A 17,324-nucleotide genomic window follows, 5' to 3' on the forward strand; every position below is an offset into this window, starting at 1 on the left:
TTGCGTGTATCTCGTGGATGGATTCCCCCTCACCCGTCTCGCCCTCCGGGCGATCCACCCTCTCCCCGAGGGGGAGAGGAACAAGGGGGCACAGTGCTTATTCTTCTCCTCGGCGGGGAGAAGGTGGCGCGTCGCGCCGGATAAGGGGCCTATCTCAGTTCGGCATCGAGCGCGGCGATCAACAGCTGGATCTCTTCAGGCGTGGTGTAGTGCACGAAGGAGAGGCGGAGGACGCCGTGATTGTGCGGATCGATGTCGAGGGCTTCGAGGAGGCGCACGGCGTAGAAATTGCCGCCCGAGGCCATGACGCCGTGGCGGGCGAGGCGTCGGGCGATGTCGATGCCCGGTTCTTTTGCCAGCACGGCAATGGTGGGCGCGCGGGTCGCGGGGTCGGCAGGGCCGATCAGGCGGAGGTCGTTGCGGCTGCGCAGATAGTCGAGCAGGGGCGCGGCCAGCGTCACCTCTTGAGCGCGCATGGCGGCATGGGCGCGGCGGAATGGATCGGCGCCCTCGATCGATGCGGGCGCCAGCGCTGCGACCTGTTCGAGATAGTCCACAATGCCGGCGGTGGCGGCGATCTGGGCGTGGTCGGGGCCGGCCGGGGTCAGGCGGTAGCGCAGCTTGGCATCGTTGAAGAAATGCCCCTGATTGGGCAGCGCGCGGGCGAGATCGGGCCGGATGGCCATGACGCCCTGATGCGGACCATAGGTCTTGTAGGCGGAAAAGAAATAGATGTCGGCGCCAAGCGCGGCTAGATCGGGCAGGCCATGGGGCGCATAGCTTACGCCGTCAATAGCGAGGACGGCGCCGACGGCATGGGCGCGGGCGGCGATCTCGGCGACCGGGTTGATGTCACCAACGATGTTGGAACAATGCGGCGCGGCGACCAGCTTGACCTTCTCGTCGAGCAGGGCGTCGAGGCTATCGAGCGAAAGGCGGGCGGTTTCGGGATCGACCTGCCATTCACGCACTTCCATGCCGCGCTCAGCCAGGCGGCGCCAATTGCCGGTATTGGCCTCGTGGTCCTGATTGGTAACGATAATGGCGTCGCCGGGCTTCAGCCAGTCGGCGAAGGCCTTGCCCAGCACATAGGTGTTGGCGGAGCTTGAGGGGCCGATATGGATCCAGTCGGTGGCAACGTTGAGCGCCCGGGCAAGGCGTTCATAGGCGCGGTCCATGGCCTGTCCGGCGGCCTCGGAGGCGGCATAAACGCCATAAGGCTGCACCTTGGTGGCGCGATAATAGTGGTCGAGGATGTCGAGCGTCGCCTGGGCCGTATAGGAGCCCCCCGCGTTTTCGAAGAAAGCCTGGCCATCCAGGCTCGGTTCGGCAAAGGCCGGGAACAGGGCGCGAATACGCGACGGATCGAGGGGAAGAGTGGTCATGATTGCCCGCAACAGATTACACTCTCACTGGTAATCGAGCCGAGGACAAAAGCAAACCCCGGCTGTTGAGAGCCGGGGTTTGGCGGCGCCTGCCATGGCTTGGGGCCTGCAGGAACCGCTGGTCGACCTGCCGACGAAGGAGTGCGACAGGCCGGGTCTGGAGGTCCGGCGCCGGGCCGGCCTTAGCGGTTGCCCGGACCCATGGGGCGCTGGCCACCATGATGACCATCGCGATGGCCGCCCCTGTCGCCCTGCTTGCTCATATGGTTCTGGCGGTCGCCGCGTTCGGGGATGAGGTCTGCCTTCTGCTCGTCGGTCAGGCTGTCAAAGAAAGCTGTAAAGGCGGGCTGAACGGCCTTGAGTGCGTCGAGGCGGGCCGATTCAAGGGCGATGCGGTTGTCAAAGCGCTCCGAGATGTCCGGGCGTTCGGCGGATTCACCTTCGGCCGGCGGAGTCGGGCGCAAACCGTCGGTCGCGGCCTCGAAGGCGGCGGCAGCGGCCAGGGCATCAGTCTTGAGCGCTTCGAGCAAAACGGTCTGCTCATCGGTCATTTCGATGGCATGGCTGAGGCGGACGATGGCAATTTCGATGGCTTCGGCGCCGCGCTCGATATTGATCAGACCCATTCCGCCGCCATGGCGCATGCCGGGGCCGTTGCGGAAGCCGCGCTCAGCGCCGGAGGCGGAATCTGCCGCTTGAGCTTGGGTGGTCGCAGGCGCGGTGGTTTCCTGGGCCGTCGAGGGGGCAATCGCGCCCAGGCCGATGGAGGCGGTCATCAGTGCCACGATGGCGGTAGTGGAAATCGTCTTCATGGTCGTTCATCCTTTGCATGGGATATCGCCGGTAACCGGCACAGATGAGACCATAGGATGGGCCAACTCTTCGCGACCTTGCGGCTGGATGAAGAGATGGAGAGATTGGTAAGGTGGAGGGCCTGGCTTGATCGATTATCTCGTCAATCCGTTTCCGGATACTGAGGCGCTAGACGACTTCTGGCGACGCGCCTGGGGCGTGCCCCCGCCGCGCAATTATGGCCACGTTCTAAGCCGTAGCCTGGCGCATCTTGCGGCAAAGGACGGTGAGCGGCTGGTGGGGTTCGTCAACATCGCCTGGGATGGCGGGCTGCATGCCTTCATTCTCGATACGGCAGTCGATGCGGCCTATCGGCGGCAAGGAATTGCGAGCGAGCTGGTGCGGCTCGCCGCCAAGCTGGCGCGGGATCGCGGCGCCAAATGGCTGCATGTGGATTTCGAGCCGCATCTGGAGGGGTTTTACCGCGCGTGCGGCTTCGGGCCTACGGCGGCCGGGCTGATGGCGTTGAGGTGAGCCCGACGGCCTTGCGCACAAAGGTGCCTATCTCGCTGAACGCCTGACGGGCTTGAGGCAGATCGAGATCGAATTGATATTCGTGCGGCAGGGGTGGCGCCTGATCCGGCGAGAAAAAGAGGCTTGTCACCGGCACGCCAAGATCGGCGAGCCTGGTGGCAAACCTGCGGGCCTGCGGCTCCAACGGATCGGCATTTCCACTGGTGAGATAGGTAGGGGGGAAATTCGCGCCGATGTGTTCCTGAACGGAGGCCATCGCGAACCTTTCGTCTCCCATGAAGTCCTTCATGCCGCTATATGCCCACAAGACCGTGTTGATAAACCAAGCCCATTCTCCCTCGAAATCGATCGATTGGAGGTCAAATGCCCCGGACACCAGCACGACACCTTTGAGTTGGGTGGCCGATATGGCGGGCCTGATGCCGAGCCGTTCTGCATAGTCTGGGTCAGTGGTGAGGAGCGCGACCTGCGCGGCTATCTGCGCGCCGGCGGAGTCTCCCGCCAGAACGATGCGATTTCCGTCCAGACCAAGCTTTTCATCCTGCGCGGAGAGGTATCCCAGCGCCTGGTTAACCTGCTCTACGGGACGAGGATAATGCGAGCCGAAACCGGTGGAATATTCAACCCCGACAGTGGCGAAACCTTCGGTGGTCAAAATCTGGAGGTAACGAGAGACGCCATCCTTGGTGCCGGCGATCCAGGCGCCACCATGCACCCAGACGACAACCGGCATGGCTTGCGCCGCGGCAGAGGCGCGGTTCAGGTCCATTTGATCGTCGGGCCCCGGACCATACGCGATGTCGGTCTGGGTGATCACGTCGGGCGGAAGATATTTTTCCAGTTTGGCGTCGACTTCGGTTTCGCCACGACTAAACATCCACTGGATAAGGAGGACACCTGGCCAGGGGCTCAGCCTGGCTGCCAACAATACCGTTGTGCCCAGCAGCAGCACGGCGCCAGCAGTCACAAGGAGAGCCCGTCTCATCATGCCAGCGCCGATCAACCGGTCCTTTTCAGCTCGCGATGTATTCGCGTAGGGCCTCGGCCTCGTGCTCGACTTCGGCGATCTTGAGCTTGACCACGTCGCCGATGGAGATAATCCCGACCAGCTTGCCGTTTTCGGCAATTGGCATGTGACGGATGCGCCGCCTGGTCATGGATTCCATGACATCGTCGATGGTGGTGGTGCGCTCGGCGGTGACCACGCCGGTGGTCATGCAATCGGCGATAGAGAGAGACAGGGCCCCAGTGGGGTTCTTGCCCAATTGGCGCACGATGTCGCGCTCGGAGAGAATGCCCACAATCTGCTGATTGTCGTCCGTGATGACGACAGCACCAATATTGTGACTGTTGAGCAGGGCGACGGCGTCGGCCAGCGTGCCCATTGCAGGCAGCGTGTAGACCACAACGCCCTTGGTCTGCAGGATGGTATCGACATGCATCGGTCAGTCCTCCTGAAAGAGTGCTTGAGTGTGAACCGGCTCCCGGCGCTGGGCAATAGGTCGAAAGTCAAAAAGAAATGGCCGGCGCGAGGCCGGCCAGTTGGTCGTCAGGGGGACACAATGTGGCAAAGGCTCATGACGCCGTGTCCGGGGTCGCCCAATCTGGACGACGCGCTGGACGGACGGGGTTTGGAGCCGGCAGGGGGACACGCCAAATAAACCGCGCCACCTCGAAAAGGAGGACCAGGACCAACAGCGTCAAAGGCACCATGAAGATCGCAATCTGCGTATCGGGCTGGGCGGCAAAATCGGCAGCCTGGGCGGGCGTGACGCCAATCGCCAGGGCGGTTGTGCTCAGGGCAGCGCCGATGGCGCCAAAAACAGCCACGAGCCTGAAACTTTTACGCTTGGGGGACGTAGATTTGTGCATGGGATCGACGTCTCTTGCTCGCTTCCGATGCTGACAAAAGAGCATCGAAAAGCGGTTCGACTGTGAACCAAAGGGGGGCAACTCGGGACCATTTGAGGGCAGAACTGTGGCAGGCCTGGCCTGTCCGAAGACGGGAGATCGACGATGCGTATTCTCTGGGTTCTTGTCCTGAGCATCCTGCTTATGGTGCCGGCGTCCGCACAGGCGGCGATGGAAGAGCCATGGCGCGCCAGCGTAACCGGCCAGATCGAGGCGCTTCGCAGCGCTGACGGTGAAACGGCGCTCTCCTTTGCGGGGGCAGCGTTCCGGGCCAATTATCAAAGCAATCCTCAGCGGTTTGTCGATGATGTGGCACGTTCCGGCTATGGGCCGATCGGTCAATCGCGCTCGCATAGCTTCGGGGCGTCTCGTGAACTCGCCCCCGGCGTGGTGTTGCAGGAGGTCGAGTTCATCGACACCGATGGCCGCGTGTGGGAGGCGATTTATCAGCTCGCCGATGAGCGTGACGAGGGCTGGCGGGTACAGGGCGTAATGCTGCGCAGCACACCCGGACTTGGCATCTAGCGAAGTTTGAACGCGGGGCTTTTCGCGCCCCGGGGCTTGCACTAAACCCATTGCCGTCCAGCAAAGGAGGCGATGATGGGTTTTCTGTCCGAGGCATTGGGGCGTGTGGCGCCGTCGGCGACAGTGGCGATCAGCCAGAAAGCCCGCGTCATGGCCGCCGAGGGCAAGGATATTATCGCGCTCTCGGCCGGTGAGCCGGATTTCAATACGCCCGAGCACGTGCGCGACGCGGCCAAGCGCGCCATGGACGAGGGCAAGACGCGCTATACCAACGTGGACGGGATTGCCGAGCTCAAGGAAGCGGTGGCAGCCAAGTTCCGGCGCGACAATGGGCTCGACGTGTCGGCGGCGGACTGCTTTGTCAGCTCGGGCGGCAAGCAGATCATCTTCAACGCGCTGATGGCGACGCTTAACCCGGGCGACGAAGTGGTCGTGCCGGTGCCCTATTGGGTGAGCTACCCCGAAATCGTGCGGTTGTGCGGGGCCGAGCCGGTGTTTGCGGTGGCCGATGCCTCGACCGGATTCAAGCTCAAGCCCGAAGTGCTGGAAGCGGCGATTTCACCAAAAACCAAGTGGCTGATCCTCAATACGCCGTCCAACCCGACCGGAGCGGCCTATACGGCCGAGGAACTCAAAGGGCTGGCCGAAGTGCTCATGCGGCATCCGCATGTCCACATCCTGACCGACGATATCTATGAAGTGCTGGTCTATGACGGCAGGCAATTCGCCACGATCGCGCAGGTGGAGCCAGCGCTGCGAGCCAGGACCCTGACGATGAACGGGGTTTCCAAGTCGCACGCCATGACCGGCTGGCGCATTGGCTATTGTGCCGGCCCCAAGCCACTATTGGCCGCGATGGCCAAGCTGCAGAGCCAGTCGACCACCAATGCCAGCTCCATTTCGCAATGGGCGGCGGTGGAAGCGCTCAATGGGCCGCAGGGATTCCTGGCCGAATGGCGCGATGTGTTCCAGGCGCGGCGCGATCTTGTGGTGGCGGGGCTCAATGCCAATACCGGGCTCGACTGCCTGACACCGGAGGGGGCGTTCTATGTGTTTCCGTCGTGCCAGCGGCTGCTGGGCAAGACCAGCGCGGGCGGGACGAAGCTTGTGACCGACGAGGATTTCGTGCTGGCGCTGCTCGAGGAGACCGGCGTGGCGCTGGTACATGGCACGGCCTTCGGCTTGCCGGGGCATTTCCGGCTGAGCTATGCGGCGAGCAATGCGGAGCTGGAAGAAGCGATCAAGCGCATTCAGGGATTCTGCGCGGGGATTGCCTGATCCATAGATCCGCCGCTGCCTGAAAACAAAAATGGCCCCGCCCGAGGGGATGGGCGGGGCCGTTCGGTCTTTGGCCGGAGCCGCTGACCTTGGAGGAGGCGGGGTCACCACGAACCGCCGCCGTCGAGGGCACTATCTTATGCCGGGCATTGTCGCACAAACGCACAATAGGAAAGGCTGCCATGCAAATTCATGTGGAGAAGGCATGACGGCTGACTAGCCAGACAGGCAAAAAAAGAGGCTCCAACCGAAGTTGGAGCCTGATGATAGGGCCGAAGCCAAATCGCAAGTGATGGCCCGGATGCAAGGGAGGAGGATTTGCACCAGACCGGTGGATCGTCGCCGCGGGAGGAGGATGCGGTTTCGATCCGGTGTCGCAAGAAGCGGGTCCGAGGGAGGAGGATACGGAGCGGCTTCACCAGCGACAAACTCAATATAGGTTTTGACCTTTTGGTCAGCAATGCATGTGTCGGCATGACAGCCATGCATTAGGCACAGCGACAATCTGTCCAACAAATAGGCAAACTGACAGCTTGGCGACAGGTTCCGGGTTGCGGTGAAAAAAAGGGCCCCATCCGAAGATGGAGCCCGATGATCGGCAGAACCGATCCAAAAGTGGGGCAGAGAGCAAGGGAGGAGGAGAATGCCGCTCTGCCATGGACCTTGGATCAAGGGAGGAGGAGATGATCCTTAGTCCGGTATCGCGATGCGGGGTCCGAAGGGAGGAGGAGATCGGAGCGCGCCTCAGCGATGGGTGCTATATGAACTCTACTGATCTGATAGACAATCCCGAAACCGACATGTCAGCCATGCGTTTTTGCGAGGGAAGGTTACGTGCCGGAACAAAAAAGAAAGGCCCCGCTCGAGGGGAGAGCAGGGCCCTAAGGGGGACAGGTCAGGAACCTGTCAGGAGGGAACGCAGCGGGCGCAAGGGAGGGAGGAGAAACACCCGCTGTGATGGGTGGGCATATAGGGGGCGCGGCCCGGCGCGCCAATCCGCCAAAGGTTATGCCAGCCATGCAAACTTTGCATGGCGATGGAAAAAGCCCAATAAAATCAGAGGCTGAAGGCCCGGGTGCGGCGCCCTGTCGCGGGGGTGTGCGGTGATTTTCGGCCGAAAATCGAGCGCGATGCCGGATTTTGCAGCAGACGATTGCGCGTTTTTTGACCTTGAGGGGCCGGCAAGGCCGCGCGATCCGGTGCCTCAGGTCGCAGATTCGAACCGGTCTATGGCGTGCTGCAATTCGCCCAGATGCGAGATGCGCATATAGCGCGGTTCTTTGTCTGGCTCTTTGGCATGCTCATAGGACCAGGTAAGATCGTGCGGCACGTAGGCCGCATAGGCGCCTGCGGCCAGGGCGGGCAGGATATCGGATTTAAGGGAATTGCCGGCCATGATGGTGTGATCCGCGCCCTCGGTGTGGCGCTCGAAGATGCGACGATAGACGGGCTCGGTCTTGTCCGAAACCACCTCTACTGCAGCAAAGTATTCGGCGAGGCCGGAGGCGGCCAACTTGCGTTCCTGATCGAGCAGATCGCCCTTGGTGATCAGGATCAGGCGGTACTTGTGCTGCAACTGTTCCAGAGCGGCGTCGACATAGGGCAAGGTCTCAAGGGGATAGTCGAGCAGTTCGCGACCGGCCGCCAGGATTTCGGCGATAACGGTGCCGGGGACGCGATGCTCGGTGATTTCGAGCGCGGTCTCGACCATAGACAGGGTGAAGCTCTTGGCGCCGAAGCCGTAGAACTGCAGATTGCGAGCGGTGGCCGATATGAGGCGCTCGGTCAGGTCCGGCGCGTCAGTGTAGTCGCGCAGCAGATCGGCAAAGCGTTGCTCGGTGAGGCGGAAGAACTGCTCGTTCTGCCAGAGCGTGTCATCGGCATCGAGGGCAATGGTGGTGATGCGGGGCATGGTCCCTTTGATGCCGTGATCAGAACGACCACTCGCGGGCCTTGGACACCAGGAAGTCGCGGAAAACGCCGACGCGCTTGGAGTTCTTCAGCGCCGGGGGATAGACGAAATAGGCTTCGTAAGCCGGCAATTCGATCTCGGGGAGGATCTGGACCAGACCGTCCTCTTTCTCGGTCACGTAGTCGGGCAGCATGGCGATGCCGATGCCGGCGCGGCAGGCTTGCATCATGCCGTAGATGGCGTTGACCCTGAGTGCGGCGCGGCGCGGACTGGAGTCGGCGCGACCCATGCGTTCAAGATAGTTGATATCGCCGAGATAGGACGGCACCGGCTCACCGAAACTGATGATGCGGTGGTCGTCCAGATCCTCGGGCGAATGCGGCATGCCGTTTTCGTCGATATAGGTATTGGCGGCATAGAAGTGGTTATGCACGGTGAACAGCTTGCGCTGGATCATTTCGGACTGGTTGGGCCGGTGCAGACGGATGGCCACGTCGGCCTCGCGCATGGCGAGGTCAAGCTCAGCGTCATTGAGACGGATCTCAAGCTGGATCAGGGGATAGAGCTTCAAAAACTCATCGAGCCGGGAGGAGAGCCAGGTCGAGCCGATACCCACGGTCGTGGTGACAATGAGCGGGCCGGTTGGGACGTCCTGGCTTTCGGACATCTGAGTTTCGACCTGCTGCAACTCCCAATGCATGCGATGGGCGGTGCGGAACAGCTGTTCGCCGACCTCGGTCAACACCAGGCCACGGGCGTGGCGGATGAAGAGCTTGAGGCCCAAATCGTCTTCGAGCGCGGAAATCTGACGGCTGACGGCCGACTGGCTCATGCCCAGCTTTTCTGCAGCATGAGTAAAACTGCCCGACTCGGCGGCGGTGTGGAAAATCCGTAGCTTGTCCCAGTCGAGCATGTTGGCGACGCTTTCTTTTGTGTGTTCTCAGCCAGGTCGGACCGCGACCCTCGCAATGGGCGAGGGAGGCGCAAGAATTGTGACAGTAGCGTGACTCAGGCGGGGAGTTTGCACGACTTATTCCGCGGCCTCAGCCAGTTCATGTGCTGCCAGGAACCGCTCGGCATCCAGCGCGGCCATGCACCCCATGCCCGCAGCTGTCACGGCCTGACGATAAACGTCGTCGGTCACGTCGCCAGCGGCGAAAACGCCCGGCACATTGGTTTCGGTCGTTCCGGGCCTTACCTGAAGATAGCCGCCGGGCTTCATGTCCAGCTTGCCCGCGAAGATCGAGGTGGCGGGCGCGTGGCCGATGGCGACGAAGATGCCATCGATCGGCTGCTCGTAGGTTTCACCGCTCAGCGTGTTGCGCAGGGTGACGGAATTGACGGAGGGCGGCATGGGCGTGCCGCCGACTTCGGCAACTTCAGTATTCCAGCGTACCTCGATCTTGGGATTCTTGAACAGGCGATCCTGCAGGATGCGCTCGGCGCGGAACTCGTCGCGGCGATGCACGACGATGACCTTCTCGGCGAAATTGGTGAGGAACAGGGCTTCCTCGACGGCGGTATTGCCGCCGCCGACCACAAGGACCTGCTTGCCGCGATAAAAGAAGCCATCGCAGGTGGCGCAGGCGGACACACCAAAACCCTGGAATTTCTGTTCGGAGGGCAGGCCCAGCCATTTGGCCTGAGCGCCAGTGGCGATGATCAGGCTATCGGCGGTGTAGGTATCGCCGCTATCGCCATGCAGCACGAAGGGGCGGACATCGAGATCGACCGAAGTGATGATGTCGTTGACCATGCGGGTGCCGACATGCTCGGCCTGTGCCTTCATCTGGTCCATGAGCCAAGGGCCCTGGATGACATCGGCAAAGCCGGGATAGTTCTCCACATCGGTGGTGATGGTAAGCTGGCCGCCTGGTTGCAGGCCCTGGATCATCACGGGTTCAAGCATGGCGCGGGCGGCATAGATCGCAGCGGTATAGCCGGCCGGGCCGGAGCCGATGATGATGACTTTCGCGTGCATCGCGACGTCTCTCCAAAAGGTCAGGAACACTCCCTCGCCCCTAATTAAGAGGCGAAGGCACAAGGTTTCAAGGCAAAGTCACTCCCGCGCACCAGATGCACGCGGGAGTGGACAGGAAAGACACAGGAATTTCGGCAGGTGCCTATAGTTTAGGCACTAGACGTAGCGAATCTTGATGATCTCGTAGCTCTTGGACCCGCCCGGCGCGGCAACCTCGAACGAATCGCCCTCTTCCTTGCCGATCATGGCGCGGGAAATGGGCGAGGAAATCGAGATGCGACCGGCGGAGGCGTCGGCCTCGGGATCGCCCACGACCTGATAGGTCTTTTCTTCCTCGGTGTCCTCGTCAATGAAAGTCACGGTCGCGCCAAACTTGACCGTATCGCCGCTCAGCTTGCTGACATCGATGATATCGGCCAGCGCCAGAAGCGTTTCGAGCTCCTTGATGCGGCCTTCATTGAGGCTCTGCTGTTCCTTGGCCGCAGAATATTCCGCGTTTTCAGACAGATCGCCGTGAGCCCGGGCTTCAGCAATGGCCTCGATGATACGACGGCGTTCATTGCTGGTGCGATGTTCGAACTCAGCCGTAAGGGCCTTGTGGCCCTGAACCGTCATCGGAACCTTGTCCATAATCGTGCTGCCTCCAATCGGCTCGGCATAACAAAAGCCGCCGCGTGGCCGAATCTTCCGGTCCGCGACTGGCTATCAATTGATGTTGTCCCATGCCCTGGCATCCACTGCCTGGCATGGTATCTCCCCGCCAAACTCCGTTCGGCCAATGCGTCACGACAAGTCTATGTGGGAGATGACACCAGCTTGCCCAACCGCCGCGCTTCGGTCAAGCGGGTGCGCTCAGTGCCGGTGCGGTGTGTGAACAAGGCTGTTGAACGCCCGGCCGAGCCGGAACAGGCCAAGGCAAACAGGCAAGAGAAAAGGCGCGCCCGGCCCAGGGCGCGCCTCGGCTTGTTTCCGGGTGGTGGATCAGGAGGCGGTCAAGTTGTCGGCGGCAGATTTGCCGGTGCGCTTGTCCTTGACGATCTCATAAGTGACCTTCTGGCCCTCATCCAGGCCATTCAGGCCCGAACGCTGAACGGCAGAGATGTGAACAAACACATCCGCCCCGCCTTCGTCCGGCTGAATAAAGCCATAGCCTTTTTGGCCGTTGAACCACTTAACGGTACCGGTTGCCATGTTGCGCGTTCCCTCGTGCAGTCGCTGCTGGAGCGGCCCTGGCCATGCACCTGGCCAGAACCTAGTTGATATCGAAATATCGGAAGATGACGTCAGCAGTTGCGAATGGAATTCGCGTCTTCAGATCAGTCGGCCGCAATATTCGATGTTGCGAAGCCTAGCCTGAAAACAGGGAGGCTTCAATATCTCGTATAAGCACGACAAAATGCCCGGCAGAACGAAGGGTTCCGTCAGGAAAACAAGGACTTAGTCTCGCAGAAATCCGGTGCCTGGATGGCAGCCGGATCGGCTGGCGTAGCTGGCGCCACCACCAATGGCAAAACGGGTGGGAGAGATCACCATCGGGTAGCTGACATTCTAGCCAAGTCCGCGCGATTGGAAAGTGAACATTTGGTCACGGGGCGAGGACTGGTTTTGCGCAATTTGCTTGCCTTTGGCTACGCTTTGCGGCACATCCCGCGCGCCGCGCCAGATGGGGCCGGTTCTCTCGAAAGCACATCGTCTTGACCAAGGCGTTTTTTTCTTCCGGCGACGTGATCGCCGACCGGCGCGCGGATTATGCCCGCATGCTGGACGATCAGGGTGAGCATGCGGCGGCGGCCGAACTGATGGAGCAGGCTCTGGAACTGGTGCCCGGCTGGGCAGCGGGCTGGGATCTGGCAGGGGATTTTCATGACAAGGCGGGCAATGTCGCAGCGGCCATTGCCGCGTGGCGGCGGCTTGAAGCGCTGGACGACGATGGCGTGTTCGGGGCGCGGCTGAAGCTGGCGGCTCATAATGCCGGGCCGGCGGGCGAGGGGACCGCGGTGGGCTATGTCGAAGCGTTGTTCGACCAGTATGCGCCGCAGTTCGAACAATCCCTGGTCGGCAAGCTCGGCTATCGCGTGCCGGACCTGCTAGATGGATTGGTCGCCGAAGAAATGGCGCGGCTGGGACTTGCCGGTTTCGAGCGGGCGCTGGATCTGGGGTGCGGCACGGGGCTGATGGGCGAGAGACTGCGCGCCAGGGTCGCTCATCTCGAAGGCGTCGATATTTCGGCGGCGATGATCGCCGAGACGGCCCGCAAGGGCATCTATGACAGCCTTGCCAAAGCCGAGCTGGTCGCGACGCTCAATGCCCGCCGGGCCGATGTGGACCTGGTGACGGCGGCGGATGTGCTGATCTACTGCGGTGCCTTGCAGCCCGTTCTTACCGCATTGATGCCGGCCATGCGTCCTGGCGGGCTGGTGGCGTTTTCGCTGGAGGCGCATAAGGGGGAGGAGGCGCTATTCCTGCGGCCCAGTCTGCGATACGCCCATGGTATCCGAGCGACGCGTGAAGCGCTGGTGGTGGCGGGACTTGAGGTGCTGCGCTTTGAAACGGCGGTACTGCGCTTCGATCGCGGCGCGCCGATCACCGGCATTCTGGTCGTGGCACGCAAGCCCATGGTCGATGTCAGCGCGGCCAATGACGAGGTTGAAGGCGGCGACGTCGCGGCCTAGCAATTTGCGTGCGGGCTTGGCAGAAGGTTGGCAACGCTCAGGAGCCTACCATGAATGCCATTCGCCATGACTTTCGATCCGACACTGTCACCAAGCCCAGCGCCGGGATGCGGGCGGCGATGGCCGCGGCCGAGGTCGGGGACGATGTGTTCGGGGACGACCCGACCGTCAACCTGCTGGAGCAGCGCCTGGCGGGAATGCTGGGCAAGGACGCGGCGCTGTTCGTGCCGTCCGGGACGATGTCGAACCTTTTGGCGCTGATGAGCCATTGCGGGCGTGGGGACGAGTTCATCGCCGGACAGAATGCGCATTGCTACAAGTATGAAGCGGGGGGCGCTGCGGTGTTGGGGTCGATCCAGCCGCAGCCGATTGCGCATCAAGCCGATGGCACCATGGCGCTAAGCGATATCGAGGGGGCGATCAAAAAGGGCGACAACCACTTTGCCACGACGCGGGTGATTGCGCTGGAAAACACCTTTGGTGGTCGCGTGCTGCCGGTCGACTACATGTCAGCGGTTGCCGATATCGCCCTTCAGCACGGACTGGGGCTGCATCTGGATGGGGCCAGGGCTTACAATGCCTGTGTCGCGCTGGGCCTCGACATCAAGGAATTTGCCGCGCCGTTCGACACGGTCTCGATCTGCCTTTCCAAGGGGCTGGGCGCGCCGGTCGGGTCAGTGCTTGTGGGCCGTGCCGGCCTTATCGAGACAGCGCGGCGCCATCGCAAGATGCTGGGTGGCGGGCTCAGGCAATCAGGTGTCCTGGCGGCGGCGGGGCTCTATGCCCTGGAACACAATGTGGACCGGCTGGCGGACGACCACCGGCGGGCCAAAGCGCTGGCGGAGGGGCTGGCGCGACATGAAGCGCTGCGGGTGACCATGCCAGACACCAATATCCTGTGGGTCGATATGGCGGCCGATCTGGGCGAGCGCTTCACCGCATATCTGGGTGAGCATGGCGTGGGCATTACTGGCCGCTACGGGCAACAGCGCTGGGTGACGCATCTGGATGTCGACGACGAAGATGTCGAAGCCGCGCTGCAATTGGTGGACCAGTTTTTCGCCAAAGGCTAAGCGAACTTTTTAATCGCGCCTTTAACCCCACGTTTGCCACGTCCAACAACGCCATGTTCAGGCGCTGATGTTCTATTGGGTGCGAACTATGGAGAGAGCCGTCATGTCCGGATTTGGCCGTTTGACCTGCCGCGTGCTCACATCGCTTGAAGAGATCGACGCGGTTGCCCGGGACTGGCAGGCCCTGGAAGCTGCAAGTGCTGACCCTCTGAGCTATTTCCAAAGCTTTGCCTGGTGTCGCAACTGGGTGGCCCAGTTCTGCGGCGACGGGGTACGGCCCTATATCGTTACCGTGTGGCGAAGCGAGACGGTTGTCGCGATCTGGCCGCAGATGATTGTCTTCAATGCTGGCGTCAAACGATTGGAAACGCTGGGTGTGCCCCATAGCCAGTATTGTGGCGTGCTGGTGCGAGACCGGGACGATGCCCAGGTCAGGCGCGCCTTACGCGAGGCTGCAGAGGAATCGGGTTGCGATGTCGTCCTGACCCGATCGGTTCTGGCCGGGTCGGCATTGCAAGCGGTCGTGGGGCATATGCCCCAGATCGCTGGGTCCGCCAATGTCGCTTCCATGCTCGACCTGTCCAGCTTCGCCCATCCGGACGCGTATGTGGCCCAGTTGGGCAAGCTGCAGAAGCGCAACCGCAATCGACGCCGGAACCATCTGGCTCGCCTCGGTGATCTGAGTTTCGGCGTATTGTGGCCGGGAGACCCCGAGTTCGGCCCCTTGGTGCGGCTGTGCGCGGAAATGAAGCGCCGTTGGCTGGCCGAAACGGGGCGGTTCAGCAGCGGCTTCGCCATGCGGGGGCTGGAAGACTTCCTGGCCGCGCTGCCCGGGGATCGGGCCGCGCTGGAGGGGGCGTGCCTGTCGGTGCTGCGCTGTGGCGACCGGGTCGTGGCGCTGGAATTGGGCTTCCTGCGCCAGGGGCACTATTATGCCTATGTCGGGGGCTTTGACTGGGAGCTGCAGCAATTGTCGCCCGGCAAGGTGCAGATGGACTTCACAGTTGCCTGGCTGATCGAGCAGGGGGTCGGCAGCTATGACCTGCTGACCAATCCGGCCAACTACAAGGCGAGCTGGACCAATTCTTCGATCGCGGTTTCTGGACATGCCAGAGCGTTGACGTGGCGGGGCCGGTTGTATGCCTCCACCTGGTTGCCGGCCGTGCGGCCGGCGCTCAAGCGGCTGCATGCGCGCATGCCGGCCCTGGTTGAGCGGATCGCTGTGTTTCTGCGGCCGGTAGCGTGCATATTGCTTTATGTCTGAGCAGCAATCGACCACCGGTGACGCCGCACTGGCCGTGGTCATTCGGGTATTGGGCGCAGGCCTGGTCTTTGGCCTGCAGGTGCTATTGGCGCGGCTTTTACCAGAAGATGGCTATGGCGGTTTCGTAACGCTATGGACCTGGATGTTGGCGCTGGGCAGCTTTGCGGCGCTGGGCTTTGCGGAATCGAGTGTGCGCTTCCTGCCGCGCTACCAAGTGCGGTCGCGGCATGAAGCGCTCGGAGGCTATTGGCGTTTCGGGCTCAAGACGGTCTGTGGCGCCGGGCTTGGAGTGATGTTGCTGGCCGCAGCATTGGCGTTCTGGCTTGGCCTGGATGGGCCGAACCTGACCGTGGAGCTGATCCTGCTCGGCTTGCCGATCCTGGGACTTGAATATTATCTCGAAGGCGTGGCGCGCAGCTTTGGCTGGTTCCGGCTGGCGGCGGTGCCGGTCTATATCCTGCGCCCCATCCTGATCGGCCTGGTGTGCCTCGGTCTGACGGCGGCCGGCGTTGACCTTACCCTGCCAGTGGTTGGTGCCGTGCTGATTGGTAGCATGGGCGTGGTCGTCTTGCTGATGTGGTTGCTGCTGACGCGCCGACTAAGGTCGTTTCAGTCCGGAAGGGGGCCGGTCACGCGTGGGCAGGGTCGTTTGTGGCTGGCGGCTTCCCTGCCACTGCTGGTTCTGTCCGGGCTGGACGATCTGGTTGGCTACGCTGACGTGCTGGTACTAAGCCTGTTGTCTGAACCCGAGATTGTGGCCGTGTACTTTGCTGCGGCACGGGCGCTGGCACTGGCGGGGTTTGTTGCCTATGCGATGACGCTGGTTGCTGGCCGGCAATTCGCCGTCAGCCACGCCAGCGCGGATCGCGCGCAACTGCAACGGGGCATATTGCAATCGACGCGGCTAACGCTCTGGGCGACGGTTGTGTCGGTCGTCTTGGCGCTGGCCGCCAGTCCGTTGCTGCTGGGGGCGTTTGGCGAGGCTTATCTTGCGGGGCAGCCTGTGATGCTTGTGTTGGGCCTGGGCATGATCGTGCGTGCCATGGCCGGTCAGGCAGGCGAAGTGCTCATTGTCCTGGGACGGCAGCGCCAGGGGCTGATCGTGGGTCTGGGCATCCTGCTGATCATGGCAGTGCTGGGTGTGCTGCTTGTGCCTGTGCTGGGCGGACTGGGTGCGGCCATCGCCAGTGCCACGGCCATGGTCTGCCGCACCGCGGCCTTGTCCTTGCTGCTGTGGCGAACCGAGAGGCTGCAGGTGTTCAGCCTGGGGCTGCCGATGTTCGCCAGCGCCAGCGTCAGAGCCTGAACGCGCGCGGGGAGTTGGGTGTGCCGGGCGGTTGGGGAACCGCCCGGCATGGTCGATTTCAGCTTCGTTTCCACCAATCGTGGAGGCCGGTGACTCATTGCGCGATTGCGTGTCGAGTTCAATCAGCTTGCTGCGCCGCGAGGTCAGTGCAGCGGCGCTTCAAGGTCATGGTTCGAAACACCTGTGCTGGATAGATAAGCACGACCTGGCTGTTCGGTGAGCCGACCCCCTCGTAGACGAGGGAAATTTCGGCGGTCTCAAATGTGATGACAATCCCCGTCTGGGTCGGAAAGATTTCTGCGGCTGGCTGGCCGGGGCCACTTAGGGGGAGGAGAATGTCCGACGCTGCGGAAGGGTCAACAGGCGCCATGACCCCTGCCATCTTGTCATCGCAGAACAGGAAAACGGCAGGTGGGACGCTGTCTTGAGCGGACAGCAGCGTTACTCCCGGCGCGGTGAAGGCGGGATCCATGGTCTGAGCAGCATCGGCCAGCTGACCATAAGCGGCTTCCAAAAGGGGACGCGCCTCGGCCAGGGGCATGGCATGGAGCGCTGCACTATAAGGATTGAACGGCTCGGGCTGGGCTGCCACTGCGGCCGCAGACACCAAAAGGCAGGAAAGGGAAAGAACAAGGCGCATCCATATGCTCCATCCACGTGCCTTGCAGTGCTAGCACATTCCGGACCTCTG

At 62.2% G+C, this 17,324-nt stretch carries 18 protein-coding genes; 7 read left to right on the forward strand and 11 right to left on the reverse strand.

Annotated elements, in window-relative coordinates:
- Positions 1-149: 149 nt before the first annotated feature.
- Together ACE4RL_RS08315 and ACE4RL_RS08320 are read right to left on the reverse strand one after the other, a co-directional pair.
- A complete protein-coding gene (locus ACE4RL_RS08315; RefSeq protein ID WP_375600029.1) occupies positions 150-1,385 on the reverse strand; it encodes an aminotransferase class V-fold PLP-dependent enzyme in 1,236 nt (411 codons plus the stop codon).
- A gap of 182 nt (positions 1,386-1,567) precedes the next feature.
- A complete protein-coding gene (locus ACE4RL_RS08320) occupies positions 1,568-2,197 on the reverse strand; it encodes a Spy/CpxP family protein refolding chaperone (protein WP_375600030.1) in 630 nt (209 codons plus the stop codon).
- Between the two features lie 127 nt (positions 2,198-2,324).
- Between ACE4RL_RS08320 and ACE4RL_RS08325 the strand changes: the two genes are divergently transcribed.
- On the forward strand, positions 2,325-2,711 hold the full coding sequence (locus tag ACE4RL_RS08325) for a GNAT family N-acetyltransferase (RefSeq protein ID WP_375600031.1): 387 nt from the start codon (positions 2,325-2,327) through the stop codon (positions 2,709-2,711).
- On the opposite strand, the gene ACE4RL_RS08330 is transcribed toward ACE4RL_RS08325, so the two are convergent.
- The 3 genes from ACE4RL_RS08330 to ACE4RL_RS08340 form a co-directional block, all read right to left on the reverse strand.
- Positions 2,680-3,678, reverse strand: a complete 999-nt coding sequence (locus tag ACE4RL_RS08330; RefSeq protein ID WP_375600032.1) for an alpha/beta hydrolase — start codon at positions 3,676-3,678, stop codon at positions 2,680-2,682. The two genes, ACE4RL_RS08325 and ACE4RL_RS08330, sit on opposite strands and share 32 nt — an antisense overlap.
- Before the next feature lie 46 nt (positions 3,679-3,724).
- The gene (locus tag ACE4RL_RS08335; RefSeq protein WP_375600033.1) at positions 3,725-4,153 is read right to left on the reverse strand and encodes a CBS domain-containing protein; all 429 of its coding nucleotides are present in this window, start codon (positions 4,151-4,153) and stop codon (positions 3,725-3,727) included.
- Positions 4,154-4,286: 133 nt separating this feature from the next.
- Positions 4,287-4,583, reverse strand: coding sequence for a hypothetical protein (locus ACE4RL_RS08340; RefSeq protein ID WP_375600034.1), 297 nt, complete (start codon positions 4,581-4,583; stop codon positions 4,287-4,289).
- 144 nt (positions 4,584-4,727) lie between these two features.
- Here ACE4RL_RS08340 and ACE4RL_RS08345 point away from each other — a divergent pair, with 144 nt between their 5' ends.
- Positions 4,728-5,147, forward strand: coding sequence for a DUF4864 domain-containing protein (locus ACE4RL_RS08345; protein ID WP_375600035.1), 420 nt, complete (start codon positions 4,728-4,730; stop codon positions 5,145-5,147).
- A gap of 75 nt (positions 5,148-5,222) precedes the next feature.
- Entirely contained in the window at positions 5,223-6,425 is a 1,203-nt protein-coding gene (locus tag ACE4RL_RS08350; protein WP_375600036.1) for a pyridoxal phosphate-dependent aminotransferase, read from the forward strand.
- A 1,204-nt stretch (positions 6,426-7,629) separates the two neighbouring features.
- Here the strand turns inward: ACE4RL_RS08350 and ACE4RL_RS08355 are convergent.
- From ACE4RL_RS08355 to ACE4RL_RS08375, 5 genes are all read right to left on the reverse strand, one after another.
- Positions 7,630-8,337, reverse strand: a complete 708-nt coding sequence (locus ACE4RL_RS08355; RefSeq protein ID WP_375600037.1) for an HAD family hydrolase — start codon at positions 8,335-8,337, stop codon at positions 7,630-7,632.
- Between the two features lie 19 nt (positions 8,338-8,356).
- On the reverse strand, positions 8,357-9,250 hold the full coding sequence (locus tag ACE4RL_RS08360) for a LysR family transcriptional regulator (protein WP_157291491.1): 894 nt from the start codon (positions 9,248-9,250) through the stop codon (positions 8,357-8,359).
- Positions 9,251-9,367: 117 nt separating this feature from the next.
- On the reverse strand, positions 9,368-10,318 hold the full coding sequence (gene trxB / locus ACE4RL_RS08365; protein WP_375600038.1) for a thioredoxin-disulfide reductase: 951 nt from the start codon (positions 10,316-10,318) through the stop codon (positions 9,368-9,370).
- A 156-nt stretch (positions 10,319-10,474) separates the two neighbouring features.
- Positions 10,475-10,948 (reverse strand): transcription elongation factor GreA, encoded by a 474-nt coding sequence (gene greA / locus ACE4RL_RS08370; protein WP_375600039.1) that lies wholly within the window; start codon positions 10,946-10,948, stop codon positions 10,475-10,477.
- A gap of 351 nt (positions 10,949-11,299) precedes the next feature.
- Entirely contained in the window at positions 11,300-11,509 is a 210-nt protein-coding gene (locus ACE4RL_RS08375) for a cold-shock protein (RefSeq protein ID WP_092421346.1), read from the reverse strand.
- 503 nt (positions 11,510-12,012) lie between these two features.
- On the opposite strand from ACE4RL_RS08375, the gene ACE4RL_RS08380 reads away from it, so the two are divergent.
- The 4 genes from ACE4RL_RS08380 (at position 12,013) to ACE4RL_RS08395 (ending at position 16,633) form a co-directional block, all read left to right on the forward strand.
- Positions 12,013-12,990, forward strand: coding sequence for a methyltransferase (locus ACE4RL_RS08380; RefSeq protein WP_375600040.1), 978 nt, complete (start codon positions 12,013-12,015; stop codon positions 12,988-12,990).
- Between the two features lie 50 nt (positions 12,991-13,040).
- Positions 13,041-14,063 (forward strand): low-specificity L-threonine aldolase, encoded by a 1,023-nt coding sequence (gene ltaE, locus ACE4RL_RS08385; RefSeq protein ID WP_375600041.1) that lies wholly within the window; start codon positions 13,041-13,043, stop codon positions 14,061-14,063.
- Positions 14,064-14,166: 103 nt separating this feature from the next.
- A complete protein-coding gene (locus ACE4RL_RS08390; protein ID WP_375600042.1) occupies positions 14,167-15,327 on the forward strand; it encodes a GNAT family N-acetyltransferase in 1,161 nt (386 codons plus the stop codon).
- Positions 15,320-16,633 carry a lipopolysaccharide biosynthesis protein gene (locus ACE4RL_RS08395; RefSeq protein ID WP_375600043.1) on the forward strand — a complete coding sequence of 438 codons (1,314 nt, stop codon included), beginning with the start codon at positions 15,320-15,322 and terminating at the stop codon, positions 16,631-16,633. The genes ACE4RL_RS08390 and ACE4RL_RS08395 overlap by 8 nt, the downstream gene beginning before the upstream one ends.
- 118 nt (positions 16,634-16,751) lie before the next feature.
- Here the strand turns inward: ACE4RL_RS08395 and ACE4RL_RS08400 are convergent, their stop codons facing one another.
- Positions 16,752-17,273: a hypothetical protein gene (locus ACE4RL_RS08400; RefSeq protein ID WP_375600044.1), complete on the reverse strand. Its 522-nt coding sequence runs from the start codon at positions 17,271-17,273 to the stop codon at positions 16,752-16,754.
- Between the last annotated feature and the right edge of the window lie 51 nt (positions 17,274-17,324).

The sequence above is a fragment of the Devosia polycyclovorans genome, assembly GCF_042181575.1.
In the GTDB taxonomy this organism is placed as follows: domain Bacteria; phylum Pseudomonadota; class Alphaproteobacteria; order Rhizobiales; family Devosiaceae; genus Devosia; species Devosia polycyclovorans.